At 58.7% G+C, this 26149-nt stretch carries 21 protein-coding genes; 13 read left to right on the top strand and 8 right to left on the bottom strand.

The window, feature by feature from the left end:
- Positions 1 to 20: 20 nt before the first annotated feature.
- Both purN and purM read right to left on the bottom strand, forming a co-directional pair.
- Complete coding sequence (purN, locus tag QPL96_RS11025) at positions 21 to 683, bottom strand: phosphoribosylglycinamide formyltransferase (protein ID WP_303287425.1); 663 nt, start codon at positions 681 to 683, stop codon at positions 21 to 23.
- Positions 680 to 1744, bottom strand: a complete 1065-nt coding sequence (gene purM, locus QPL96_RS11020; RefSeq protein ID WP_303287424.1) for a phosphoribosylformylglycinamidine cyclo-ligase — start codon at positions 1742 to 1744, stop codon at positions 680 to 682. The genes purN and purM overlap by 4 nt, the downstream gene beginning before the upstream one ends.
- 204 nt (positions 1745 to 1948) lie before the next feature.
- Here purM and QPL96_RS11015 point away from each other — a divergent pair, with 204 nt between their 5' ends.
- The 5 genes from QPL96_RS11015 (at position 1949) to QPL96_RS10995 (ending at position 5743) form a co-directional block, all read left to right on the top strand.
- A complete protein-coding gene (locus tag QPL96_RS11015; protein ID WP_303287423.1) occupies positions 1949 to 3259 on the top strand; it encodes a DUF2066 domain-containing protein in 1311 nt (436 codons plus the stop codon).
- Positions 3260 to 3280: 21 nt separating this feature from the next.
- Positions 3281 to 3841 carry a CDP-alcohol phosphatidyltransferase family protein gene (locus tag QPL96_RS11010; protein WP_303287422.1) on the top strand — a complete coding sequence of 187 codons (561 nt, stop codon included), beginning with the start codon at positions 3281 to 3283 and terminating at the stop codon, positions 3839 to 3841.
- Positions 3838 to 4536 (top strand): DnaA regulatory inactivator Hda, encoded by a 699-nt coding sequence (hda, locus tag QPL96_RS11005; RefSeq protein WP_303287421.1) that lies wholly within the window; start codon positions 3838 to 3840, stop codon positions 4534 to 4536. The genes QPL96_RS11010 and hda overlap by 4 nt, the downstream gene beginning before the upstream one ends.
- 61 nt (positions 4537 to 4597) lie before the next feature.
- Entirely contained in the window at positions 4598 to 5395 is a 798-nt protein-coding gene (locus tag QPL96_RS11000) for a ParA family protein (protein WP_303287420.1), read from the top strand.
- A 12-nt stretch (positions 5396 to 5407) separates the two neighbouring features.
- Complete coding sequence (locus QPL96_RS10995) at positions 5408 to 5743, top strand: YqcC family protein (RefSeq protein WP_303287419.1); 336 nt, start codon at positions 5408 to 5410, stop codon at positions 5741 to 5743.
- Here the strand turns inward: QPL96_RS10995 and nadC are convergent, their stop codons facing one another.
- Positions 5744 to 6583 carry a carboxylating nicotinate-nucleotide diphosphorylase gene (gene nadC, locus QPL96_RS10990; RefSeq protein ID WP_303287418.1) on the bottom strand — a complete coding sequence of 280 codons (840 nt, stop codon included), beginning with the start codon at positions 6581 to 6583 and terminating at the stop codon, positions 5744 to 5746.
- Positions 6584 to 6826: 243 nt separating this feature from the next.
- Between nadC and QPL96_RS10985 the strand changes: the two genes are divergently transcribed.
- The 4 genes from QPL96_RS10985 to QPL96_RS10970 all read left to right on the top strand — a co-directional run bounded on the left by QPL96_RS10985 (position 6827) and on the right by QPL96_RS10970 (position 12877).
- On the top strand, positions 6827 to 9136 hold the full coding sequence (locus QPL96_RS10985) for a DUF1631 domain-containing protein (protein ID WP_303287417.1): 2310 nt from the start codon (positions 6827 to 6829) through the stop codon (positions 9134 to 9136).
- Positions 9137 to 9205: 69 nt separating this feature from the next.
- Complete coding sequence (gene ampD, locus QPL96_RS10980) at positions 9206 to 9832, top strand: 1,6-anhydro-N-acetylmuramyl-L-alanine amidase AmpD (protein WP_303287416.1); 627 nt, start codon at positions 9206 to 9208, stop codon at positions 9830 to 9832.
- A gap of 1 nt (position 9833) precedes the next feature.
- Positions 9834 to 10721, top strand: a complete 888-nt coding sequence (locus tag QPL96_RS10975; RefSeq protein WP_303287415.1) for a histidine kinase — start codon at positions 9834 to 9836, stop codon at positions 10719 to 10721.
- A gap of 125 nt (positions 10722 to 10846) precedes the next feature.
- On the top strand, positions 10847 to 12877 hold the full coding sequence (locus QPL96_RS10970; RefSeq protein ID WP_303287414.1) for a methyl-accepting chemotaxis protein: 2031 nt from the start codon (positions 10847 to 10849) through the stop codon (positions 12875 to 12877).
- Between the two features lie 52 nt (positions 12878 to 12929).
- Here the strand turns inward: QPL96_RS10970 and QPL96_RS10965 are convergent, their stop codons facing one another.
- The 4 genes from QPL96_RS10965 to QPL96_RS10950 form a co-directional block, all read right to left on the bottom strand.
- The gene (locus QPL96_RS10965) at positions 12930 to 13823 is read right to left on the bottom strand and encodes a ketopantoate reductase family protein (RefSeq protein WP_303287413.1); all 894 of its coding nucleotides are present in this window, start codon (positions 13821 to 13823) and stop codon (positions 12930 to 12932) included.
- 5 nt (positions 13824 to 13828) lie between these two features.
- Positions 13829 to 16681 carry a valine--tRNA ligase gene (locus QPL96_RS10960; protein WP_303287412.1) on the bottom strand — a complete coding sequence of 951 codons (2853 nt, stop codon included), beginning with the start codon at positions 16679 to 16681 and terminating at the stop codon, positions 13829 to 13831.
- 283 nt (positions 16682 to 16964) lie between these two features.
- Complete coding sequence (locus QPL96_RS10955; RefSeq protein ID WP_303287411.1) at positions 16965 to 17480, bottom strand: DNA polymerase III subunit chi; 516 nt, start codon at positions 17478 to 17480, stop codon at positions 16965 to 16967.
- The gene (locus QPL96_RS10950) at positions 17470 to 18960 is read right to left on the bottom strand and encodes a leucyl aminopeptidase (RefSeq protein WP_303287410.1); all 1491 of its coding nucleotides are present in this window, start codon (positions 18958 to 18960) and stop codon (positions 17470 to 17472) included. The genes QPL96_RS10955 and QPL96_RS10950 overlap by 11 nt, the downstream gene beginning before the upstream one ends.
- Before the next feature lie 242 nt (positions 18961 to 19202).
- On the opposite strand from QPL96_RS10950, the gene lptF reads away from it, so the two are divergent.
- Together lptF and lptG are read left to right on the top strand one after the other, a co-directional pair.
- Positions 19203 to 20312, top strand: a complete 1110-nt coding sequence (gene lptF, locus QPL96_RS10945; RefSeq protein WP_303287409.1) for an LPS export ABC transporter permease LptF — start codon at positions 19203 to 19205, stop codon at positions 20310 to 20312.
- Positions 20299 to 21360 carry an LPS export ABC transporter permease LptG gene (gene lptG, locus QPL96_RS10940; RefSeq protein ID WP_303287408.1) on the top strand — a complete coding sequence of 354 codons (1062 nt, stop codon included), beginning with the start codon at positions 20299 to 20301 and terminating at the stop codon, positions 21358 to 21360. The genes lptF and lptG overlap by 14 nt, the downstream gene beginning before the upstream one ends.
- Before the next feature lie 12 nt (positions 21361 to 21372).
- Here lptG and QPL96_RS10935 read toward each other — a convergent pair whose 3' ends face one another.
- On the bottom strand, positions 21373 to 21927 hold the full coding sequence (locus tag QPL96_RS10935; protein ID WP_303287407.1) for an RDD family protein: 555 nt from the start codon (positions 21925 to 21927) through the stop codon (positions 21373 to 21375).
- A gap of 141 nt (positions 21928 to 22068) precedes the next feature.
- Between QPL96_RS10935 and alaS the strand changes: the two genes are divergently transcribed.
- Positions 22069 to 24699, top strand: a complete 2631-nt coding sequence (gene alaS, locus QPL96_RS10930; RefSeq protein ID WP_303287406.1) for an alanine--tRNA ligase — start codon at positions 22069 to 22071, stop codon at positions 24697 to 24699.
- A gap of 103 nt (positions 24700 to 24802) precedes the next feature.
- Positions 24803 to 26041 carry an aspartate kinase gene (locus tag QPL96_RS10925; protein WP_303287405.1) on the top strand — a complete coding sequence of 413 codons (1239 nt, stop codon included), beginning with the start codon at positions 24803 to 24805 and terminating at the stop codon, positions 26039 to 26041.
- Positions 26042 to 26149: the final 108 nt, after the last annotated feature.

Genomic DNA, 26149 nt, shown 5'->3' with positions numbered 1-26149 from the left:
CAATTCGTTCAGGCGGGTGATCAGCTGTCGGGCAGGCGCATGGGCGCGTTCAGGGGCTCGCCGTCAAACATGACGTAATTGCTGCCCAGCTGAACCCGGCCCTCGCAGAACCAGCGGACCACGATGGGATAAAGGATGTGTTCCTTCACCTGAACCTTTTCTGCGAGGCTTTCGGCCGTGTCTTCGGGTGCAACAGACACTTCGGCCTGGGCAATAACCGGCCCGCCATCCAACTCCTCGGTCACGAAGTGGATGGACGCGCCGTGAACCGTATCGCCCGCTGCCAGTGCCCGGCGGTGAGTGTTCAGCCCGGTGTACTTGGGCAGCAGGGAGGGGTGAATGTTCAGCATCTTGCCCCGGAAAGCCCGGACAAAATCGGTGGTCAGAATCCGCATGAAGCCGGCGAGTACGATCAGGTCCGGGTTGTAGCGAAGGATTTCTGCCATAAGCGAGGCGTCAAACTCGTCCCGGGATTCGAAGTTCCTGTGGTTGACCACAAACGTTTCGATGTTGCCCTGGGCCGCACGTTCCAGGGCAAAGGCACCGGGCTGATTGCAGCCGACGGCAATGATTTGTCCGGGGAAATCCCGCTCACGACTGGCATCAATCAATGCCTGGAGGTTGGTGCCGCTGCCAGACGCAAGCACCAGGATTTTCGGCAACGGAGTCTGATCTGCCTTCATGCGGACAGCAGCCCCGGCGCGTAGCGAACGCAGGCATCTGCCTCATCGTTGTCTGCGCGTTCGATCAAGCCCACCTGCCAGGCATGCTCGCCTGATGCTTTCAGGGTATCCAGGGCCAGCTCCTTCTGATTGGCCGGTACACAGACAATCATTCCGATACCGCAGTTGAAGGTTCGATACATCTCTTCACTGGCCACGCCGCCATTGTCCTTGAGCCACTGGAACACTGGAGGCAGTGCCCAACTGGCGGTATCGATTGCGGCCACGCTGCCCTTTGGCAGTACCCGGGGAATATTCTCTGGCAGTCCGCCGCCGGTGATATGGGACAGTGCACGCACGTCCACTTCACGAATGAGTTGAAGAAGGTTTTTCACGTAAATCCGTGTGGGTGCCATCAGGGCATTGGCCAGGGTGGTCTCGCCCATGGGCTGGTCAAGATCGGCGTTACTTACTTCCAGAATTTTCCGGATCAGGGAGTAGCCGTTGGAATGGGGGCCCGAGGAGCCCAGGGCAATCAGCACATCGCCGGACTGGACCTTACTGCCATCGATGATCTCGCTGCGCTCGGCAACGCCCACACAGAAGCCCGCTAGGTCGTAGTCGTCGCCCTCGTACATGCCCGGCATCTCGGCGGTCTCGCCGCCCACCAGCGCACAGCCGGCCTGTTCGCAACCCTCACCGATTCCGGCAACCACCTGGGCGGCAACATCGACGTTGAGTTTGCCGGTGGCGTAATAATCCAGGAAAAAGAGCGGTTCAGCCCCGCCGACGACCAGGTCGTTCACGCACATGGCAACCAGATCAATCCCGATGCTGTCGTGTTTGTCGAGCCGCATGGCCAGTCTCAGCTTGGTGCCCACCCCGTCGGTGCCGGAAACCAGAACCGGTTCGTTGTATCCGGCGGGAATCGAGACCATGGCGCCGAAGCCACCGAGACCGCCAAGAACCTCCGGGCGGCGGGTGCGGGCTGCGGTGTCCTTGATGCGGCTGACGAGTTCATTGCCGGCGTCAATATCAACGCCGGCATCGCGGTAGGTGAGGGAGGGCTTGTATTCGCTCATGGTGTACTTAACCGTTGGCCAGTGGGTCAGGCGCCGGATTTTAACAGCTGCGCTTTGGGGCTCCAAATGTAGTTTGCTTTTCTGAAATCCGGCGTCGCTACTCACGCCTCGGGGCATGGTGTATCCTATGCGCCATTCATGGGAACTGCAGGGTGTTTCATGTCAGTATCAGGACAAAAGCCGACACACAGGTCTGTGCGAGCGATGACTTGGGTATTTGCGCTATTCACGTTTCTGCTGGCCGGATTTTCTGCCCCGGCCACCGCGGTGACAGTCCCCGGGCTGTATTCGGCAAAGGTGCCGGTCGCGGGTTCCGCGCCGGATCAACTGGCCGAGGGGTATGCCGACGGGCTGAGCCAGGTACTTGTCCGGGTTTCTGGCACCCGGGATGTGCTGGCGATGGACGGTGCAGAAGCGCTTCTGTCCGACGCCGAGTCCTTGCTGCTTTCCTACCAGGTCGCCCGGGACGAATCCGGCCAGAGCATCCTGAGCATGTCTTTCGGGGCTGTAGGCGTGAACCGCGCACTGGCATCCATCAATGCTCCGGTATGGGGTGCTAACCGGCCGCTCACCCTGGCCTGGATTGCGGCTGAGGATCGGGGCTCCCGAACACTGGTAACCCGGCCCGCGGTGGACGTCGCTGGAGACGCCCGGGAAGAAAACGCTGGAACCTGGCAGGCCGCGTTCGATGAGGCCGCCAGGAAACGAGGTTTGCCGGTGGCGCTGCCGCCTTCGGATTTCACAAAGGATCGTGAATTGCTCTCGGATATCTGGGGCCAGTTCATTGATCGGGTGAAGTCGGTCTCCCGGGATCTGGACCAGGATGTCCTTGCATTGGTGCGGGTCAGCCGCACTGGCGGCCAGTGGCGCGCCGGCTGGGTCTTCGATGGTATGGCCATGAATGCCGGTGAGGAGTCGGTAGTCGCCCAGACCCCCGAGGCACTGGCAGAGGCCATGATCGACCGCTGGGCAGAGTTATACGCCAGCCGATACGCTGTCGCTGCTTCGGAAGTGGGGGACTCCCCACAAGTGGATATTGTGCTGCGCGGCGTTACCTCGCTTGAAGGCTATGCGCGAGCCAATCAGGTGCTGGAGAGCCTGACACCGGTTGTCAGTGTCGGGGCCCACCGGGTGCGGGATGAACAGCTTACCCTGCGAGTGGCTTTCTCCGGTGAGCTGGACCAGCTTCGGGAGTACATCGCCCTGGATCCGCGGTTTGTCCCCATGGAATCTGATCTTCCGGACGGGCCCGGGAATGCCGCTGAAATGACAATACTGAATCAGACGCCGTCGCCCGCAACAAGTGCTGAAGGCGCAACCGCAAGTGCGGACCCGGAGCAGGCGGGTCCGGATCAGCAATCACCTGAGGAAGAGGCCGCGGATGCTTCCCTGTTTACCTATCAGCCGGTGCCCGTTGATGAAGAAGAGGCCAGGGAAGCGTTCCAGTCCCTGTACCAGATTCTGTATTATCGTTGGCAACCGTCTCCTGTCATCGGGACCGATGGCGGCGAGTAAGGTGTAACCGGAGGGGATCTTTTGAATTTGCACAGTTGGCGCTGGATTCCCAATGCCCTGACGTTTCTGCGGATTCTTCTGATCGTTCCCTTTGCCGGCGCGCTGCTGGCCGGAGATTACCGGTGGGCGCTGGTTATTTTTTTTCTCGCGGCCGGCACGGATGCAATTGACGGGTTCCTGGCGCGGCACTTTAACTGGCGTTCCAGGCTTGGGGCAATTGCCGATCCGCTTGCCGACAAGGCCTTACTGATCACAGCGTATCTCATGCTTACGCTGACCTCAGTTTTGCCGGTCTGGCTGTTCATGGTGGTTCTGGGGCGGGACCTGCTGATCGTGTCGGGTGCGCTGGCGTACCATTACGGCGTTGGCCGCTATGATATGGAGCCAAGTATCCCTGGTAAGGTGAATACCTTCGTTCAGATTCTGGTGGCACTGGCGATCATTATGCTGCTGGCGGATTTGCCCATGCCGCCCTGGGTGGTTGATGCCGGTATCTTGCTGGTAGCCGCCTCGGCGGTGTTCAGTGGTGTTCATTACCTTGGTGTCTGGGGTTTGCGGGCCTGGAGGGCCACGCGGTCATGAGTGAATCCCAACTGGCTCTTGGCGTCAGGCTGCGTGACGATGCGCGTTTTGATAATTTCCACGGTGATCGCAATACCGATGCGGCGAAGCGCCTGGAGGCGGCGTGCAATCAGCCCACCGGGGTTCCTGTGGTTGCTCTGTGCGGCGATGCCGATACCGGGAAAAGTCACCTCCTGCAGGCGGTTTGCCATCGCAGCGAAAACCGTGGCAAGGCTGCGGTCTGCATCAGTATTGCCGAGCTGCAGCCCTTTGGCCCCGAGGCACTTTCCGGCCTTGAGGCCCAGGAAATGATTTGTCTGGATGACCTGGATCGCATTGCGGGTGACCTGTTGTGGGAGGAAGCCATATTCCATTTGTATAACCGGATACAGGACCAGGACGGATTATTGTTGGTGAGTTTGTCGGATCTGCCCGCCAACCTGCCATTCAAGTTGCCAGATCTGGTATCGCGGCTCAGTCACGGCCTGACCATCCAGTTGGGAATCTACCGGGACGATGACCGACTGAAGATTCTGATGGCGCGGGCGAAAAAGCGTGGTCTGGTGATGTCGGATGACGTCGCCGGCTACATTATGCGCCGGGCTCCCAGGCGGCTTGGGGATTTGCTGGGCATTCTGGATATACTGGATGAAAATTCGCTTCAGGCGCAGCGAAGACTCACGATCCCGTTTGTGAAAACGGTCATGGGGTGGTGAAAGCCCGCGAGGCTATAGTGGCATCAAAAGAACGATACGTGCTTATCAAGGGAGAGACAAAATGAGACGGGTGGTATTCAACCAGAAAGGCGGTGTTGGCAAGTCCAGTATTGCCTGCAATCTTGCCGCTATCAGTGCAGCTCGGGGAAAACGAACCTTGGTTGTGGACCTGGACCCCCAGGGGAACTCCACCCATTATTTGCTGGGGAAGCCGGCCAGTGAGCTCAAGGACACCGCCGCCGATCTGCTTGAACAGACCGTCGCATTTACAGTATTCAATCGCCGCCCGGACGAATTCGTTCACGCGACACCGTTCAAAAACCTGTTTGTGATGCCATCCAGTCCGGAGCTGGACTTCCTTGAGCGCAAGCTGGAGGCCAAGCACAAGATCTACAAGCTGCGCGAAGCCCTTAAAAGGCTGGAGGAAACCTTTGACGCCATCTACATCGATACGGCGCCTGCGCTCAATTTTTATACCCGGTCCGCACTTATTGCGGCCCAGCGCTGCCTGATACCGTTCGATTGTGACGATTTTTCCCGCCAGGCTCTGTACAACATTCTCAATGAGATTCGTGATCTTCAGGAAGACCATAACGAAGACCTGGTTGTTGAGGGAATTATCGCCAATCAGTTCCAGCCCCGGGCCAGTTTGCCGAGGCAGCTGGTCAGGGAGCTCATCGAAGAGGGCTTGCCTGTGTTGCCGGTAAGGCTATCGAGTTCCGTGAAAATGAAAGAGTCCCATCAGAGCCGGCAGCCCCTGATTCATATGGCGCCCAAGCACCCTCTGACACGCCAGTACGAGGACCTGTTTCGGGTTCTGCATGGCGAAACAGTGGAGCTGGAGCCACTGATTGATTGAAGCGAGACTGATATGACCAGGCCCGATAATCCGATCAGGCAGGTTGCAGACAGCCTGTTGAGCATTGAGGTGGAATTACGTCAACTCGGGCTTTGGGCGTCGGAGTTGCCGCCTGAAGAGGCTTTTCAGAGCACCAAGCCATTTTGTATCGATACCCTGGAGTTTTACCAGTGGCTGCAGTTTGTGTTTGTGGCCAGAATGAAAGAGTTGATTGCGCACGACCACCCGCTGCCGGCGGTTTCCGGCATAGCGCCCATGGCTGAGGAGCATTTTCGTGGCCGGCCAGAGCCCGGGAGCGAGCTGGTCAGGGAGTTGGAGACAATCGACCGTTTGCTGTCCGGAGGCTGATCAGTCCAGCCTCATGGACAGATCCACGGCCCTGATGTCTTTGGTCAGCGCGCCAATCGAGATGAAGTCCACGCCGGTTTCCGCGATCGGAACCAGGGTGGTTGAGTTAATCCCGCCAGAGGCCTCAAGTTTTGCCCTGCCAGCGGTCCTGGCAACCGCTGTGCGCATGTCTTGCAGCGAGAACTCGTCCAGCATGATGATGTCTGCCCCTGCATTCAGGGCCTGGTCCAGTTCGTCAAGGTTTTCGGTTTCCACTTCAACGGGTTTGCCCGGTGCAATCCGGTGAGCCGCCAGAATGGCATCGGCTATGGAACCGCACGCGGCAATGTGGTTTTCCTTGATCAGAAACGCATCCCACAGGCCGATGCGATGGTTGTAACAGCCGCCACAGGTAACCGCGTATTTCTGGGCCAGGCGCAGCCCGGGCAGGGTTTTCCGGGTATCAAGCAGGCGAACACCAGTATGGGCCACCCTGGCTGCATATCCGGCACAGGCGGTGGCAACGCCGGAGAGGGTCTGTAACCAGTTGAGCGCTGATCGTTCCGAGGTAAGCAAGCTTCTCGCGGGGCCTTCCATGGTGAAAAGTACCTGATCGGGCGGCACGGTTTCGCCATCGGTAACCTGCCAGGTAAGCGTCACCGAAGGATCAACCTGCCGGAAAACCTCTTCAACCCACTGGCGACCGGCAATGGTGGCGGCTTCCCGGGTAATAACCCGGCCGCTGGCGCGCTTTTCCGGCGGTATAAGCTTTGCCGTGATGTCGCCGTCCCCGATATCTTCGCGCAGACTCTGGGCAACATTTTCGATTCTGGCCTGGCGGAGGATTTCTGTGGTGATCATAGGGAAGGGCATCCGGTGGTTTGGGGTGGAACAGTGTCAAGGCCGGTTATTCTATAGGGCACTCGGGCAATCGCCAAACGTTCGCCCCCTGCCTGCTACTCTATAAAGCTGGGTTGCTAAAGTGTGATATAGGTCAGGTCTACACAAAAGGTGACAAATTCTGACACAACCTGACGCAGGCAGCTCGTATCATGTGAGGTGGACAGAAATTCCGATATTGGCCGATCAGAACCTGGAGCAGCTATGGCGCACGATAACAAGGTTGTCAGCTTTTCAGGCCAGAAACCGCCTGCCCGGTTTTCCTTGCCGGCTGCGCTGGTTCGCCTGCGTGATGCCTCGGGTCAGTCACTGAAATCTGTTCTTGCCAGATTTTTTGATCGCGCCGACGATGCCCTGTTCGAACTCGCCGACCGGGCAGGTACCAACCTCGACCAGACAGTCTATTTTGATGCCATGCGTGAGCTCAGGCTGCGCCGCAAGGCCATGGTGGTGTCGATACTCCAGTATGTCAGCCAGGCGTTCAACGAAATCGGAAAGTTCCTGCCCCAACAGGCGGCCGGCTCTCTGGAGGACATCGACCAGGATTCTCTCAGTCTGGTGGACCATTCACAGCTGGAACAGCAGGTTGCCATCGATAACCTGATTAACAAGCTCCGGAATCGCTACCCTGAACAGATCCGCCTGTTGACCGTGCGGGTCGGCCATTTGGTACCGGGTATTCAACTGAAAGATGCGCAGATGCCCCTGAGCCCGGACGTTATCTGTGGCGGAGTGGCTGAAGCCTGCGCTGATCTTGACATAGACATACGGGCCAAGCTGGTGGTCCTCAAGCTGTTCGACCGCCTGCTTGCCGATACACTGGGCGACTTCTACCAGGAGGCGAACCGGACGCTGATCGATGAGGGGGTGTTGCCGGAGATGACTCGTCCGCCGGTCGGAAGGGGGCCAGCCCGGTCCGGTCAACGGCCCGGAGCTGGTGGCACGGGTGAACCTTCCGGTGCTGATGTCTCGCCGGGCCCTGCCGGTGGAGGTTATGGCGGGCCATCGTCCCGGGCGACCTTCTCCGAGCTTAGTGCACTGTTGCATCAGGGGGGCGCCGTATCCGGCGGCCGGGGCCATGGTGGTGAGGGCTGCATTGATACGGAGCGCCTCATGGCACGCCTGACGGAAGCACAGGCCAACAGCCGACACTGGGGCGAGAGTGTCGTCATGCCCCTTAACGAGCAGTTACAACCCATTCTTCGGGCTGGGGATGGGCAGAGCCTGAACCCGGGGCAGGTGGACAGCGATGTAATCAATCTGGTGTCCATGTTGTTCGATTTTATCCTGGAGGATCGGCAACTGCATCCGGTCATGAAGGTATTGATCGGGCGCCTGCAGATTCCGGTGCTGAAAGTCGCTCTCAGTGACAGGAATTTTTTCAACCGGGGCGGTCACCCGGTTCGCAAGCTGCTTAATGAGCTGGCTTTGTCCGCGATCGGGTGGACCGAGAAAAAAACCGGCCAGCGGGACCCCCTTCGGGAAAAGATTGAAGCTGTAGTCGACCGTGTCCTGAATGAATTCACTGACAACGTAGCCCTGTTCGAGGAGTTGCTGAAGGATTTCAGTCACTTCATGGACCTGGATCGCCGTCGCCGGGAACTCGTGGAGCAGCGCCTTCGGGATGCGGAAGAGGGGCGGGCCCGCCAGGAGCGTGCTTCGGAGGCAGCAGAAGGCCTGGTGCGGGAGCTGACTGAAAAGCATGCTGTTCCGGAGCCGGTCACCGGTTTGCTCAACGAGGCCTGGGTCCGGTACCTGCAGTGGGTTGTTCTTCGGGAGGGCGAAGACAGTGACCGCTGGCGACATGCCAGCAACCTGACGGAACAGCTGGTCTGGAGTGTGGATCCCCGCCCGGTCAGCGATTCAACCCGCAGCGAGTTGTTGCGGGCCATTCCGGCCATTGTTGATGACCTGCGCAAGGCTCTGCAGGAAATTTCCTGGGATCCGTTTGCCACCGATGCCGCCATCCGTGATCTGGAACTGGCTCATGTGGATGTATTCCAGAAGCTTGTGACCGCACCGCCACGGGAAGAACCCCCTTCCGAGTTGCCGGCTGGCAATCTGGTACAGCCTGAACCGGAGCGCCCGGAGGACCCGGCGCCGGCCGGCCTTGGGAGTCCGGAGCAATCCCGGGAGCGCGAACCGATTGCAGAGCCTGCTGCATCACCGGTTGAGGTTGCCAGGGACGATGCTGCCGAACAGCCTGAGTGCCCCGGGGTGACGGGGTCGGTAGGACCCCAGTGGCAGGAAAAAGCGGACAGCCTTCGGGTGGGGGCCTGGATTGAACTTAGCCGAAATGAAACCCGGGTCCGGTGTAAACTCGCCGCTTTTATCAAGGCAACCGGGAAGTATATCTTCGTCAACAGAAGCGGTGCCAAGGTTGCCGAATACCATCGACAGGCCCTGGCCGCAGACATGGAGGCGGGCCGAATCACCATGCTGGACGATGGCCTGATCTTTGATCGGGCACTGGAGTCAATTATCGACAACCTGAGGAACAGCCGCAGAGATTGATTCGTAGCAACCGGGCCAGGTTTGTGATTCAATCAGGGAGTGTAATTCTCTGAAACTTTTGGAATTATTTTGCCCGATTCAGACATTTTGCCCGCGAACCTTTCCGATTCCGGTTCCGACCGGAATGCGCTCCGTGAAACCGGGAAGATTCCCTTCGCCCGCTGGCGCCCCTCGCCAAACTTCGGGCCTCGCCCTGATGGCGCTGCCATTTCCCTGCTGGTTGTGCACAATATAAGCCTTCCTCCTGGGCGTTTCGGCGGCCCGGAAATTGAAGACTTCTTCTGTAATTGTCTTGATCATTCGGCCCATCCCTATTTCCGGACCATTGAAGGCATTCAGGTCTCGGCTCACCTGCTGATTCGTCGTGATGGAGACGTTGTCCAGTTTGTCAGCCTGCTTGATCGCGCCTGGCATGCGGGCAGATCGAGTTTTCAGGGGCAGGAAGAATGCAACGACTTCTCCATCGGGATTGAGCTGGAGGGCACCGATGACGTTCCTTATACCTCCGGGCAATATCATCAGTTGGCACGTGCCGCCGATCTCATCATGCTGGCCTGGCCCGACATCATTGCCAGTCGCATTGTCGGCCATAGCGATATTGCCCCGGGCCGGAAAAGCGACCCTGGACCGGCATTTGACTGGCAGCATTTCCGGGAAGCCCTTAAACAAATACGCGCAGCGAGGGAGAGCGTCTGAGATGGTGCTGATCGTTTTTCTTCTGGCCTACATGGTGCGCAGGCGCCTGGATTCCCTGAACCGGCTTTCCGGTGATGAAGTCTGGCGCTGGTGGTTTCATCAGGGCAGTCGTGCCAGGACGGGCCACGAAGCGGAAATTGTATCCGGATTGGTGCTGGTTCTGCTTCCGGCCTTGTTGCTGGGGGTGGCCGAGTACCTGCTGGCGGCCTCTGGCTGGCGGATGGCGGCTTACCCGCTGGAGTTCCTGGTTCTGGTGGTCATTATGGGAACACCCGGCTGGCGGCAGGTGCTCCAGCCCTATGCAGAAGCATGGCAACGGGGAGACATGCAGTCGGCATGGCATTATGTGAAGGATTATTTGCCGGCAGATGAACGGGGCGCTGCATTGTCGCCGGAGGCAATGCATCTTTCCCTGTCCAGGGCGCTGATGGTATCGGTATTCCAGCGTTTCTTCCTGGTGGCTTTCTGGTACGCAGTCGGGGGAATCGGCGTGGCAGTCCTGGTCCGGGGGCTGGTTGCGCTCGCCGATCAGTGGCCCCAGGCGCCGGCTCGCCCCAGATTCGAAAGACTGTCGGAATGGGCGGGCTGGATTCCAGCCAGGCTGTTGTCACTGACATTCGGAATTGCCGGAGACCTTGCCGGCTGGTTGCACGAAGCCGGCCAGACCCTTGCCGGCGTAACGAGAAAAGTTGGTGAGGTCCTAATGATTTCCGCCAATGGGTCGTTAACTGGGTATGCACTGGATCCGGCCCGCTTTTCGCGGATTCATCCGGATGAGTGGACAGCTTTCGGAGGGCGAAGCCTGAGCGCAGTAAGGGATTTGCTGAACAGAAGTATGCTGGTATGGATCTGCACTCTTGCCTTGCTGGTGATTTCTGGTGTTGTCTGACCTGATCGGAATTTTAAAAATGTTACAGTTTAACAACAAATAATGCTCAAGTTTCTAAGACTTTAGGCGACAATATAAGAAAAGAATGTATCTTCAGTTGTTAAAGATCCAGCGAGAGGACCATCGTGAAGCAACTCATTAGTCCCGCCATTGCCCTTATGAACCGGCTGCCGATGGTCTACAAATTCAGCCTCATCAGCATCCTGTTCCTGTTACCGATCAGTGGACTGTCCTGGCTGGTTATCTCCGAGCTTAACCGCTCGGTTCAGGCCATGACCCGCGGTGTCGAGGGGCTTGAGCAACTGGAGCAGGTTGACCGGCTGGTCGATGCGGCAATGGATTACAGGGATTATCGTTCTCCGGCCGTGATCAAGGATGACGGGGCCATTATGGCCGCATCAGAGGAAGCGGCCAGTGAAGTTGAGGCGAGGTTGGAGGCGCTGACTGCAGAGGTGCGTTCCTTTGACGCTTCCGGCTCCTGGAGCGGACAGGTTGAAGCGCTCCGGCAGGACTGGCAGGCTTTGCGCGCCGATGATAACTACCTGGGCAGTTTTGATCCGCAATTCAAGTATTATCAGGAGTTTGTTCAGAAGGCCCAGGCCCTGTTGCCTGCGACCATTGAGATTTCCGGCCTCGGGTACGGGGCTTCACGGGAAAACCTGCTGATCCTTGGCCTGGTTCGTGATTCACTTCCGGCGGCCCGCTCGGTTATCGGACGGGCAAAATCCTACGGTATTTTTGCGCTGGTCGATGGGCAGGTAGGCTATGCCCTGAGTGAAACCCTGAATGAAATCTATGACCAGTTGACCAATCGCAGCTCGCTCCTGACTCCGGCCCTGTCTGTTGTCACGGAATCCTCGCCCGCCCTGGTGGAGAAGTCGGGTGGGGCAATTCGCAGGGTTGACGAAAGCCCGGCCATTGTTCGGGACCAGTTGGACCGGAATGTCATTACACCCATGCGCCTGGAAATGCCCTGGCAGGAATACGATGAGTTGATGTCAGCGCAGTTGGCTCATTACGATCAGGTAAAAGCCGCCGCATTTGAGGTGGTGAATGCCAACCTGCGATCACGGCTCGATAGTGAGGTGAATCAGCGTCGCCTGATCATCATCACCCTCGTTGCCATTCTGCTGGTGGTTGTTTACCTCTACATCGGTTTCTTCATGTCGGTTCGTAACGCCATCAACCGCTTCAGCGAGGCCGCTAGGGGCGTCGCCGCCGGCGATATGACCACTCACATAAGGCTGAGAAACCGTGACGAGCTGGGCGAGCTGACCACGGAATTCAACAACATGACGGACCGGATTGCCGAACTGATCCGTTCTGTCAGCCGGACCACGGCCGATGTGGGCCAACAGGCAACCAAGGTAAATGATACCGCGGCGGCCAACAGCGAGGCGGTGGCTCGTCAGATGGAAGAAAGCAGCCAGATCAATGAAGCCATGAACCAGATGGTTGAAGCCGTGAACGAGGTCACCGAAAGTGCTCACAGGGTTGCCGACAGTGCCGGTAACGCCGAGCGGGATACCGAAACCGGGCGTGGCGTGGTTGCTGACACGGTTGAAACCATCAACAAGCTGGCAGCCGAAATATCCGGTGCCGTAGAAGTGATCAATCGTGTCAGCAAGGACAGCGACAACATCAGCCAGGTACTGGTCGAGATCAAGGCGATTGCAGAGCAGACCAACCTGTTGGCCCTGAACGCCGCCATCGAGGCTGCGAGAGCCGGTGAGCAGGGGCGTGGCTTTGCAGTGGTTGCCGATGAGGTCCGCTCTCTTTCCCAGCGTACTCACAAATCCACCGAAGAGATCGAGGGCATGATTTCACGGCTTCAGAGCGGTGTGAAGGATGCAGTTTCCGCCATGACCAACAGCCGGGACGTGACTGAGGCGACGGTGCGGAAGTCTGGTGAGGTCACGGAAGCTCTGGACAGGATTGCCAAGGGTATCTCGGTGATCGTGGATATGAGCCACCAGATCGCACAGGCGGCTGAAGAGCAGTCCGCCGTTGCCAAGAACGTGAACTCGAACGTCGAGCAGATCGGCGAGTTGGGCCAGCGGACTGCCGCCAATGCCGAGGAGACGCTCGGTTCCTCAAGGGAAATGTCGCTGCTGACAGCCTCGCTTCAGCGGCTGGTGGAGGCCTTCAAGGTCTGACCGGTACGACGTTTGAGCTGATAAAAGGCGATTGCTTATCGGTCTGCGCCTGTTAGCGTGACGACAGTTGCTGTACCCGTTCGGTCAGCATTTGGTTCACCGGTGTCTTGATACCCAGATCTTTTCCCAATCGCGTCAGGTAACCATTGATAAAGTCTATCTCGGTTCGCCGACCCAGCAGAACGTCGGCGCGCATGGATGAGGTGTTGCCAGCGGTGCTGCGGGCAACCCGTTCGATGCGCTGGCGGAGTGAGTCGGGCGTCTCCTTGCCCTGGCCGGCGGCTGCCATCAGCACCGACAATTCCCGACACAGGCTGTCAATGGTGTCTTGGTAGAAAGAAGCGGCAAGGATCTTACCGTTGGGGCAGTCCAGGATGGCGGTATAGGGGTTGATGCCGGCATTGATAATGAGTTTCTGCCAGAGACGCTGCAGGATGTCCGGTTCCGGATGAATGGCCAGACCAGTGCCTTGCAAAAAGGCGACGGCTCTGCCGACAGAGGGTCTGGCGGACTCTGTCATCGCCCCCACCCAGGTATCACCGCTGCCAGCGTGGACCAGCAGATCCGGCTCCGGCCGGTTGGCACCTTCGGTGGTGCTGGCCGCCAGGATGGGGCGGTCCGGCCATTGGGCCGCTACGGCTTGCTGGCTGCCGAGGCCGTTCTGGAAAAGCATGATCGGGGCACTCTGGGGGATTCGGTCGATTATCCCGGCAATGGCGTCAACGGTGTCGCCAGCCTTGGTTGTGACCAGGAGCAATTCGGGCTCGTCACTGGCCCTGAGAAAGGGAATCCGGATGGTTGATTCCGGCCCGTCGAAGGGCCGGAATCGGTAGACGAGATCTGCACCGGGTGATTCACCGGGCCTGGCAATGAACGCTACCTTGCCTGCAGGCAGGGAAGCGGCCCATAACCTGCCCAGCGAACCTGCACCGAGAATACCGATCATGCCGGTTACATGGCCTCGATGTCGGCCCTTTGCTGGCTCAGGCGGGCCTGGCTGCTCTGGGCATCCCGCAGCTTCTCCTGCTCCTTCTCAACCACTTCGGCCGGGGCCTTGGCGGTAAACTTCTCGTTCCCCAGTTTGCCTTCCAGGCGGCCGATCTCTTTCTGCAGGCGTTCCAGCTCCTTGTCCAGGCGCTTGAGCTCCGCATCCTTGTCGATCAGACCGGCCATGGGGACCAGTACTTCCATGTCCCCCACCAGCTGGGTGGCGGACATCGGAGCTTTGTCACCCTCAAACCAGTCCAGGCTCTCCAGCTTGGCAAGGGAACTCAGGAACTGGCGGTTATCGTTCATGCGACGCTGATCTTCGGCGTCTTTGCCGCGCAGCAGTACCGGAATCTTTTTCGCCGGGGAAATGTTCATCTCACCCCGGATGTTCCGCACGGCCACAATAACGCCTTTCAGCCATTCAATGTCCGTAGTGACTGCAGCATCCTGCTTGCTCTCGTCAGGCTGTGGATAGGCCTGCAGCATGATGCTGTCGCCGGTTTTACCGGCCAGGGGCGCAATGCGCTGCCAGATTTCCTCGGTGATGAAAGGCATCATCGGGTGCGCCAGGCGCAGGACGGCCTCCAGTACACGAACCAGGGTGCGGCGGGTGCCACGCTTGGCTTCGGCACTGGCGCTTTGGTCAGTGAGTACCGGTTTGGACAGTTCCAGATACCAGTCGCAGTATTCGTTCCAGATGAATTCGTACAGCGCGTAGGCCGCCAGGTCGAAGCGGTACTGGTCCAGGTGCCGGATGACATCCTGCTCGCAGCGTTGCAGCTCGCTGACAATCCAGCGGTCGGCCAGGGACAGTTGCACCCGTTCGTCGTTCACACCGCAGTCCTCGCCCTCGGTGTTCATCAGCACGTAGCGGGCGGCATTCCAGAGCTTGTTGCAGAAGTTGCGGTAGCCTTCCAGGCGCTTCATGTCCCAGTTGATGTCACGGCCGGTGGTGGCCATGGCTGCGAGGGTGAAGCGCAGGGCATCGGTGCCATGGGCGGCGATGCCTTCCGGGAACTCCTTCTGGGTGCGTTTGCCGATCTTCTCGGCCAGCTTGGGCTGCATCAGATTGCCAGTGCGCTTTTCCAGCAGGTCATCCAGGCTGATGCCGTCGATCATGTCCAGAGGGTCGATCACATTGCCCTTGGACTTGGACATCTTGTCGCCGTGCTCGTCCCGGATCAGGCCGGTGACATACACGGTGTGGAAGGGCACCTGGGGGGTGCCATCCTCGTTCTTCATGAAGTGCATGGTCATCATGATCATCCGGGCAACCCAGAAGAAGATGATGTCGAAACCGGTCACCAGAACGTCCGTCGGGTGGAAGGTCTTCAGGCGTTCGGTGATTTCCGGCCAGCCCAGGGTGCCAAAGGTCCACAGGGCAGAGCTGAACCAGGTGTCGAGCACATCATCGTCCTGATTCAGTTCAACGTCAGCGGCAAGGTTGTGCTTCTGGCGGACTTCCTCTTCGTTCCGGCCAACATAGATGTTGCCTTCGGTATCGTACCAGGCCGGGATCCGGTGGCCCCACCACAGCTGGCGGGATATGCACCAGTCCTGGATGTCCCGCATCCAGGCAAAGTACATGTTCTCGTACTGCTTGGGTACGAACTGGATGCGGCCATCTTCCACCGCTTCGATGGCGGGCTTGGCCAGGGTCTTGGCATCGGCAAACCACTGGTCGGTGAGCATGGGCTCGATGATCAGGCCGGAGCGGTCGCCCCTGGGAACGCTGAGAATGTGATCTTCGATGTTCTCAACCCATCCCCCGGCTTCCATATCGGCGACGACCTGCCTGCGGGCCGCTTCGCGGGTCAACCCGGCGTAAGTGCTCGGCAGGGTGCCGTCGAGTTCGGTGTTTTCGGTACCGTCGGCGTTGAACACTTCGGCTACGTCCCGGATGTTGGCATCCTGGGTCATGACGTTAATCATCGGCAGGTTGTTGCGCTTGCCTACGGCATAGTCGTTGAAGTCGTGGGCCGGGGTGATCTTCACGCAGCCGGAGCCCTTTTCCGGATCGGCGTGATGGTCGGCCACGATGGGAATGCGGCGGTTCACCAGCGGCAGCATCACGTGCTTGCCAATCAGGTGCTGGTAGCGCTCGTCTTCCGGATGCACGGCAACGGCGGTGTCGCCGAGCATGGTTTCCGGCCGGGTAGTGGCGACCACCAGGTAATCCTTGCCATCCTGTGTCTGCGCGCCGTCAGCCAGCGGGTAACGCAGGTGCCAGAAAAAGCCCTTCTCTTCCTTGTTTTCCACTTCCAGGTCGGAGATGGCGGTGTGCAGTTTCGGGTCCCAGTTGACCAGGCGCTTGCCACGGTACACCAGGCCTTCGTCGTACAGGCGGATAAACACTTCCTGCACGGCCTTGTAAAAGCCGTCGTCCATGGTGAAGCGTTCGTTGTCCCAGTCCACGGAGTTGCCGAGGCGGCGGATCTGGCGGGTGATGGTACCGCCGGAATGTTCTTTCCAGTTCCAGATGCGCTTGATGAATTCTTCCCGTCCCAGGTCGTGGCGGGTTTTGTCTTCCTCGGCGGCCAGCTTGCGTTCAACCACCATCTGGGTGGCGATGCCGGCATGGTCGGTGCCAACGGTCCATAATGCGTTGCGGCCCTGCATGCGCCTGAAGCGGGTGAGGGTGTCCATGATGGTGTGCTGGAACGCGTGGCCCATGTGCAGGCTGCCGGTGACGTTGGGGGGCGGGATGGCGATGCTGTAGGACTGGCCTTCACCGCTGGGGCGGAAGTACCCTTTGGATTCCCAGTTTTCGTACCACTGGTGCTCGATATTTTCTGGCTGGTAGGTTTTTTCCATGGGGTTCTGCAGTGACCGTTGGTTGATTCACAAGGGAAAATTGAGACGCCCGATTATACATGGTCGCCGGTGATGCGGCGAACCCCTGTTCTTCACCAGCCTGCGTGTTGGGTGGCTTGCGGAGCTGGGACAGGCTTTCCAAAAACCGCTACGAGCACATCCATGTGCGCTTCTCTCAGGCCGTCCCTGGCCTTCGAGATTTTTGGAAAGTCTGTCCCAGCTCCGCAGGTCTGACTCAGGCGCCAACCGTAGGCCGGATTAGCAACGCGTAACCCAACGAAACCTACCCCCGTTTTCTGAGGTCGTGCACCCGGGGTTCAATTCCCAGCGCCCGCAATTGCTTGAAATGCGACCGAGTCTGGTTCAGAACATTCGGATCGTTATGGGCAACCAACGCAAGCCTCTTAAACCGGCCCGCATCCGCCGGCAAGGTTGCCGAGAGAATGATCACGGTATCCCAGTCATCTGGAGCGGGCGGGCAAAGTAGAATGCCGACGGGATCGGTACAGGTTGTCGCGGAGTCGGGAACGACGCTGTGGGGTATGAATGCATCAGGCCTGAAGCTCCACAGGAGATCGTCCAGTTCTTCGGCGTGTCTTGCAGTGTCACAGACGATGCACACGCGGTCGCCCTGCTGCCAGGCTTTGTCCACGAGCTTGGCGGCGTGGAGGTTGCGGGCGGCAGGCGTGTTCTGGGCGAGGATGTGGAACCAGTAGCGTTGGTTCCGGTCCTCCTGGCCGGAAGAGCCGGCAGCGGGGCTGCCGGTTTCCGGGGAAGGCGCCGGGTTATTATCCGGCATGGGACATCAGGTAGTCGACCAGCAGGGGCACCGGGCGGCCGGAGGAGCCTTTGGCTTTACCGGAGTGCCAGGCGGTACCGGCGATGTCCAGATGGGCCCAGCGGTAATCCTTGGCGAATCGGGACAGGAAGCAGGCGGCAGTGATGGTGCCGGCCGGGCGGCCGCCGATGTTGGCCATGTCGGCGAAGTTGCTGTCCAACTGGCTCTGGTATTCCTCCCAGAGGGGCAGGCGCCAGGCGCGGTCACCCGCGCGTTCGCCGGCGGCCAGCAGTTCGTTGGCCAGTTCGTCGTTATTGGCGAGCAGTCCGGTGGCGTGGTTGCCCAGGGCGATGATGCAGGCACCGGTGAGGGTGGCCAGGTCGATGACCGCGGCCGGGTCGAATTTCTTCACGTAGGTTAGGGCGTCACACAGTACCAGGCGGCCTTCGGCGTCGGTGTTGAGGATTTCAACGGTCATGCCGGAGAGGGTGGTGACGATGTCTCCAGGGCGTGAAGCGCCTCCGTCCGGCATGTTTTCCGCTGCGGCAATCACAGCGACCACGTTGATCTTGGGCTGGGTTTCGGCGAGAACTTTCATGGCGCCGAAGACACTGGCGGAGCCGCCCATGTCGTATTTCATTTCATCCATGCCCTCGCCAGGCTTGAGGCTGATACCGCCGGTATCGAAGGTGATGCCTTTGCCCACCAGGACATGAGGCTTGTCCTTGGCTTTGCCGCCACGGTATTCCATCACGATCAGTCTCGGGGGCTGGGTGCTGCCTTTGCCCACGGCGAGGATGGTGTTCATGCCCATCTTTTCCATCTGTTTTTCATCAAGCACTTCAGTCTTGATGCAGTCGTAATCCTTGGCCATTTTTTTGGCCTGCTGGGCCAGCCACTCGGGATGGCAGATATTGGGCGGGGTGTTGCCGAGATCCCGGGTGAGGTTCATGCCACGGCCGGTGGCCAGGCCAAGGTTGAAGGCATCCTTGAGGGCCTTGCCGGCACCGGAGGCAAACACCACAACTTTGTTCAGCTTGCGGGCGGCGGGCTTTTCGCTCTTGAAGTCGCTGAAGGTGTAGAGCTGGTCTTCAAGCGTGCGCCCGATCAGACTCAGGCGGGCCGCTTCGGAACTGACGGCGTCCTCGCCGGTTACAGCGGTGTCGGCCAGCGCGATGGCGACGCTTTTCGATGGCCCGTCTTTCAGGGCAGTCATCATCGCGATCAGGGCCTTGCGGAAGTTGGCAGGGTTGCGATCGGTATCTTTGCCGGTGCCAACAACCAAAAGACGATTCCAGGGCTGGTCTGTGAGGGGGATGGTTAATGTGGTGGCGTTCTTGCCGGAAAGGTCGCCGGCTTTCTGGAGTGTCTTGATCAGCCCGCCCAGTGCCTCATCGACCTGATTCGTGGAATCCGGCCAGGTGCCCTTTTCAGGCAGGCCGATAACGAGGCAGTCTGCTTTGGTGCTGGCGATGGCTTTACTGCTCAGGCTGAAATTCATGGCAACTCCTGTTGACTGTTCGGGAGACGTCCGCCAAAGGCGGAAACCGTGCTTGAATGTTACCTGATCCAGTGTTGGGGCTGGCAAGGATATTATCAAGCAATCAGTCCCGCCCGCTGTCCTGTCCGGGCCTTCATGCCAGTGTAATACCGCTGCTCTGTCATTCGGCATCAGGGTTACATAGAATACGCGCAGTTCCCAGCATCCTCCACATTCCACCGGATACGGCCAGAGAGACCGATTTGAGCATCATTTTCCGTTACCTCACACGCCAGGCCATGATCAGCATGGTTGCCGTTTCAGGCATCCTGTTGCTGGTGTTTATGAGTGGCCGTTTCCTGAGGTACCTCGACAGCGCAGCTGAAGGGAGCATTTCGGCCGGGGTCCTGTTTGAAATCATGGCGTATCGATTTCCCGGTTTTCTTGAGCTGATACTGCCACTGGGGCTGTTCATCGGGATTCTGCTGGCCTATGGGCGAATGTATCTCGAAAGCGAGATGACAGTGCTCTATGCCTGTGGTGTGAGCAACAAGGCATTGCTTGGTAAGACTCTGATTGGCAGCTTTCCGGTGATGATCATTGTCGGGGCCATGAGTCTCTATGTTTCGCCGTGGGGAATGAAGCAGGTTGAAGACATCATCAACGAGCAGCGCAAGGCCACGGAGTTTGAAATGCTGGCGCCCGGGCGGTTCCAGGATTTTGCCTCAGGCGGGCGGGTGACCTATACCGAAAGTCTCAGTGAGGACAAGCGCCAGCTGCGAGGCGTTTTCATCGCCGAATACGCGCCGGATGGTAATGGCCTGAGCATTATCACCGCCGAAACAGGTTCCCAACTGATAGATTCGGAAACCGGCAGTCGCTTTCTCATTCTCGAAGAGGGAGGCAGGTTCGAGGGCGTCGCTGGCCAACTCGATTACAAGCTGATTGATTTTGAAGCCTATGGCCTGAGGATCGAGAGCGGTAAAACCGGAGACCAAGAACTTGAGAAGGGGATCAGCACCCTGAGCCTGATGCAATCAGACAATCCTGGAGACCGGGCATTGCTTCACTGGCGGCTTTCCCTGCCCCTTATTGTTCCGGTCGTTGCCTTGCTGGCGGTGAGCCTGAGCCGGGTTAACCCCCGGCAGGGCCGATTTTTTCACCTGTTGCCGGCGATGCTGGTTTACATCACCTACCTCGGTCTGCTTATTGTGGCCAGGGACTGGCTGGCTGCGGGCAAGGTCCCCGAGTGGATCGGCATGCTCTGGGTGCATGTGTTGTTCACGGCCCTGGGTCTCTGGCTCCAGTTCGGTCCTGGCTGGCTGCACCGGCGGCGCATGGCCCGGGAGGGAAATGCTCATGCGCAGGGTTGACGGCTATGTAATGCGGACCGTTGGCGGCGCCATATTTCTGGTGATGGTCGTTGTGCTGTCACTGGACTTGGTTTTTGCGTTCATAGCCGAGCTGGAAAATACCCGTAACGACTACCAAACACTCCAGGTACTCTGGCATATCCTCCTGACCGTGCCGCGCCGGATATACGACTACCTGCCGCTCGGAGCTTTCATGGGCTGCCTGGTTGGCCTCGGCTCCATGGCCAGTTCCTCGGAGCTTACGGTTATTCGCGCCGCCGGGGTGTCGCTCAAACGCATCGTCTGGTCGGCCATGAAGCCGGCGCTCGTGGTGGTCTTGCTGGGGCTTCTGATCGGCGAATATGTTGCACCTTCGGCCGAGCGTGTGGCCCAGAGCGACAAGGCTGTGGCCCTTGGTGCGGGAAGAAATGTGGCGTCGGCGTCTGGCGTCTGGCACAAGGAGGGGGATGTCTATATCCACCTGAACGCAGTCCAGCCGAACGGCGTGCTGCACGGTGTTTCCCGGTTCCGCTTCGATGATGATCGTCTGTTGGTCTCGGCCAGCTTTGCCGAACGGGCAATTTTCCAGGGTGACTACTGGCTGCTGGAGAATGTCCGCACCACGAATTTTGAGGACAATGGAACTTCTCGTTCTGAAAGCCAGGCTCTCAGGTGGGAGACAGGTTTGTCTCCAAGCGTACTGAGCGTTCTGATCGTTAAGCCTGAAAATCTCTCCATGACGGGTCTGTACACTTATGCCAGGTACCTCGGGGAGCAACGCCTGAATGCCTCGCGATACTGGCTTGCATTCTGGAAAAAAGCACTGATGCCGCTGGGTACGGCTGTCATGGTACTGGTTGCCATATCCTTCATCTTTGGCCCCCTGCGCTCTGTTACCATGGGTTTCCGGGTGTTCACGGGGCTGCTGGTGGGGCTTCTGTTCAAATACATGCAGGACCTGCTGGGGCCCATGAGCCTGCTCTACGGGTTTAACCCGATACTGGCGGTGCTGGTGCCCATAGCGGTCAATGCCGTGGTGGGCGTAATCCTGATGCGCCGGGCCGGATGACCAGCCCGGTTTTCACCTGTTCGCAGACTGCTTCTTTCCGGATTCCTTGGGTAAGGAGACAACCATGCTGCCGGACAGTCGGTCGGTAACAGAAAGGCCGTTGATAGGGTAAAACAGGGCGATTGTAGCCGGAACTGAAAGGAACAGTGTTGCTGCGCCCAGGTAGTGGCTTGCAAGCAGGGCCAGGAAGATGACCGCCGCGGCCGTCACATAGCGGATCAGCGCCTGGGTCCAGCTTACGGAAGTGCCGTCCAGGTTCTCGATGCGGACTCGCCACACCTGCATTCCCAAGGTTTGCCCGAGGCGTGTCCAGAAGTAGGCAAAAAACAGGTACAGCACCAGGAACAGCACGAAGGTTAAGCCCGGATCGCCGGAAAGCTGGCCTGCCTCGGCCATCTGTTCATAGCGGTCCCAGCCGGTGATCCATCCGGCAACCATGGTGTAGGCCCAGGTGACTACCAATAGCACGGCAATGCTGATCAAGCCGTCGTAAATAATCGCCAGGGCACGTTTCAGGGTGGTGGCTGGGGGGAATAGTTCCTCGGCGTCATGGAAGCGTCGGGGCATGGAGTCTCCTGTGATGTTTCACGTTTTTACTGTTCTCGGCGTGTGCTAGAGTAACGGATTTGCACAAGCATGTAAGCATTCGTATTCAATCGCGGACCCGGCGGCATTCCCGGCGGGTTTCTGGAAAGGTATCAAAGGGCTATGAAAACCGCTGAGTTGCGACAGGCGTTCCTCGATTATTTCAAACAGCAAGGTCACACCATTGTTCCAAGCAGTTCGCTGGTGCCCGCGGACGACCCCACATTGCTGTTTACAAATGCGGGAATGAACCAGTTCAAGGACCTCTTCCTTGGCCGTGAAGAGCGCGATTATACCCGGGCAACCTCCTCCCAGAAATGCGTCCGCGCCGGTGGCAAGCACAATGACCTGGAGAACGTGGGTTACACCGCTCGCCATCACACCTTCTTTGAAATGCTGGGCAACTTCAGTTTCGGCGATTATTTCAAGCGTGAAGCAATCAACTACGCCTGGACATTCCTCACCGGCAAGGACTGGCTGAACCTGCCTCAGGACAGGCTCTGGGTGACCGTTTACGCTGAAGACGACGAGGCCTTCGATATCTGGAACAGGGAAATCGGTGTTCCGGCAGGGCGCATCGTCCGTATCGGCGACAACAAGGGCGGCCGCTATGCGTCTGACAACTTCTGGCAGATGGGCGACACCGGCCCTTGCGGCCCCTGTACCGAAATCTTCTACGATCATGGCCCTGGCGTTGCTGGCGGGCCTCCCGGTTCCCCTGAGGAAGACGGTGATCGCTACATCGAAATCTGGAACGTGGTGTTCATGCAGTACAACCGCACGGCCGACGGCGAGATGCTGAAGCTGCCCAAGCCATCCGTCGATACCGGCATGGGGCTGGAGCGGATTACCGCTGTGCTTCAGGGCGTTCACAGCAACTATGAGATCGATCTGTTCCAGGACCTGCTCACGGCTGCTTCGAAGGCTCTGGGTGGCGCGGCCACCACGGAGGCGTCTCTGCGTGTTGTAGCGGATCATATCCGCTCCTGCGCCTTCCTGATTGCCGATGGTGTGATGCCCTCAAACGAGGGCCGTGGGTTTGTCCTGCGCCGGATCATTCGCCGCGCCGCCCGCCACGGCAACACGCTGGGCGCGACCGGGCCGTTCTTCTACAAGCTGACCGGTGCGCTGTGTGAACTGATGGGCGATGCGTTTCCGCAACTGGTAAGCAGCCGCAGGCAGATTGAGAAGGTGCTGCTTCAGGAAGAGGAACAGTTTGCCAAGACTCTGGACAAAGGCCTGCGCCTGCTCGAGCAGGACATCGCCGAGCTCAAGGGCACTGAAATTCCTGGCGAAACGATCTTTACCCTGTATGACACCTTTGGTTTCCCGGTTGATCTCACCAACGATATCGCCCGTGAGCGCGGCCTGACGCTGGACTACGACGGCTACGAGAAAGCCATGGAAGCTCAGCGCGAGCGTGCCCGGGCAGCCAGCAAGTTCGGTATTGACTACAACGCGGCCGGTCTGCAGATTGAGGGCAAAACCGAATTTACCGGGTACGAGCACATCGACGGCCATGAAAAAATTCGCGCGGTTATCGTGAATGGCGAGGAAAAGACCGCTGAAGCCGGTGATGAAGCGGTCGTGGTGCTTGAGCGTACCCCGTTTTACGCCGAATCCGGTGGTCAGGTGGGCGACACCGGACTGCTGACCTGGAGCGGCGGCCGGTTCAAGGTAACGGACACCCGCAAGGAAGGGGGCAATCATCTGCATCTGGGTACCCTGATTGAAGGGGAGTTGTTCCCGGGGCTGGAAGTAGATGCGCGGATCGACCATGCCCGCCGTGAGCGCACCAAGCGCAACCATTCCGCTACGCACCTTTTGCACGCGGCCTTGCGCAAGGTGCTGGGTGAGCATGTGACCCAGAAGGGCTCCCTGGTGGATCCGGACAAACTGCGTTTCGATTTCTCGCATTTCGAGGCGGTAACGCCCGGGCAGTTGCGGGAAATTGAACGTCAGGTGAATGAGCAGATTCTGGAAAACAGTCCGGTACAGACCGAAATTACCGACATGGAAAAGGCTCAGGAAAAGGGCGCCATGGCGCTGTTTGGTGAGAAATACGGTGATGTGGTCCGGGTTCTGAGTATGGGTACCGACAACTACTCCGTGGAACTGTGCGGCGGTACTCACGTAAGCCGGACCGGTGATATTGGCCTGTTCAGGATCACCTCGGAAAGCGGTATTTCCGCCGGGGTGCGCCGGATCGAGGCAGTGACCGGTATGGGTGCGCTGGACTGGGTTGATGAAACCGAGCGCACCCTGCGTGAAACCGCTCGCCTGGTAAAGGGCACGCGGGAATCCGTCGTCGAAAAAGTTCAGCAGACCATCGACCGCAACCGGCAGCTTGAGAAAGATATTGATGCCCTGAAGGCTAAGCTGGCAAGCTCTGCGGGCAGTGACCTGGCGGGTTCGGCCGTGGAGGTTGCCGGCCTCAAGGTGGTGGCTTCGGAAATGGAAGGTGCGGATCGCAAAGCGCTGATGGAAACCGCTGATCAGCTCAAGAACAAGCTGGGTGAGGGCGTTGTTGTCCTCGCCAGTGTTGAGGGTGGCAAGGTGACCCTGGTTGCCGGTGTCACCAAATCTGCCACCGGCAAGATCAAGGCCGGGGACCTGATGAAGCACCTTGCGGCTCAGGTGGATGGTAAGGGCGGTGGCCGCCCCGATATGGCCCAGGGTGGAGGCAATGATCCCGCCAGGCTCGCCGAGGCGCTGGCGGGCATTCCGGCCTGGGTCGAAAAAAATATCGCTTAAGCAACTTTTTTGTGAGCGGGCAGGGGGTTATAATCCCGCCCGCTTATTCTGAGTGGCGGAGCATTGTTCCGCTGTAAGTCCCCGTTTCGGATATTGGAAGATAATGGCTCTGTTGGTCCAGAAATTTGGTGGCACCTCGGTGGGGACCACCGAGCGTATCGAAGCGGTTGCCGAGAAGGTGTGCCGTTTCCGCCAGGAAGGTCATGATGTTGTTGTGGTGGTTTCCGCCATGAGCGGTGAAACCAACCGGTTAATCGCCCTTGCCAATAACATCATGGAGGAGCCCTCCCCCCGTGAGATGGACGTGCTTGTCTCCACGGGTGAACAGGTAACAATCGCACTGTTGTCCATGGCGTTGCAGAAGCGTGGATGTGAAGCGCGTTCCTACACCGGCTCCCAGGTACGAATCCTTACTGACAGCAGTCACACGAAAGCGCGGATCAAGCAGATCGATGAGCAGCGGATGCGCGAAGACCTGGATGCTGGTCGGGTGGTTGTTGTGGCCGGATTCCAGGGAATCGACGAAAGCGGAAACATTACCACTCTGGGACGGGGGGGGTCCGATACCACGGCGGTGGCCCTGGCCGCTGCGCTCAGGGCGGATGAATGCCAGATCTATACTGATGTCGACGGTGTTTATACAACCGATCCCCGAGTTGTTGACACCGCGCGCCGGCTGGAGCGGATTACCTTCGAGGAAATGCTTGAGATGGCCAGCCTGGGCTCGAAAGTGCTCCAGATTCGCTCGGTGGAATTTGCAGGTAAATACAACGTTCCATTAAGGGTTCTTTCCAGCTTCCAGGAAGGCGAAGGCACCCTGATTACTCTTGAGGAAGAAAACGCCATGGAACAACCGGTTGTTTCCGGTATCGCTTTTAACCGTGATGAAGCCAAACTGACCATCGCCGGCGTACCGGATACCCCGGGTAGCGCGCTGCGTATTCTGAAACCGGTAAGCGACGCCAATATTGAAGTGGACATGATCGTTCAGAACGTGGGTGAAGACAATCGCACTGCCTTCACGTTCACCGTGCATCGCAACGATTTCAAGCGTGCGAAAGAGGTGCTTCAGCGGGTCGCCGACGAGTTGGGCGCCCGTGAAGTTAGTGGTGACAGCAAGATTGCCAAGGTGAGCATTGTGGGCGTCGGTATGCGCTCCCACGCGGGGGTGGCAACCCAGATGTTCGAGGCGCTGTCCAATGAAGGCATCAATATCCAGATGATCTCCACATCAGAAATCAAGATTTCCGTGGTGATCGATGAAAAATACCTTGAGCTGGCGGTTCGTGCGCTTCACAGTGCATTTGAGCTGGACAGGCCCGCGGTATCGGAAGAGGCCTGAAATCCGCAGGTAAAAGGTCGGTCTGCGGGGCCTCGGAAAAAAGAGAATCATATGCTGAGCCTATGACAAATGTGAACCGTATAAGGGAATGTGTGTCTATAGATCAGC

Source organism: Marinobacter sp. SS8-8 (genome assembly GCF_030540945.1).
Taxonomy (GTDB): Bacteria; Pseudomonadota; Gammaproteobacteria; order Pseudomonadales; family Oleiphilaceae; genus Marinobacter.
Note: the sequence above shows the minus strand (reverse complement) of the source record. Positions and strands in the feature narration are given on the sequence as shown.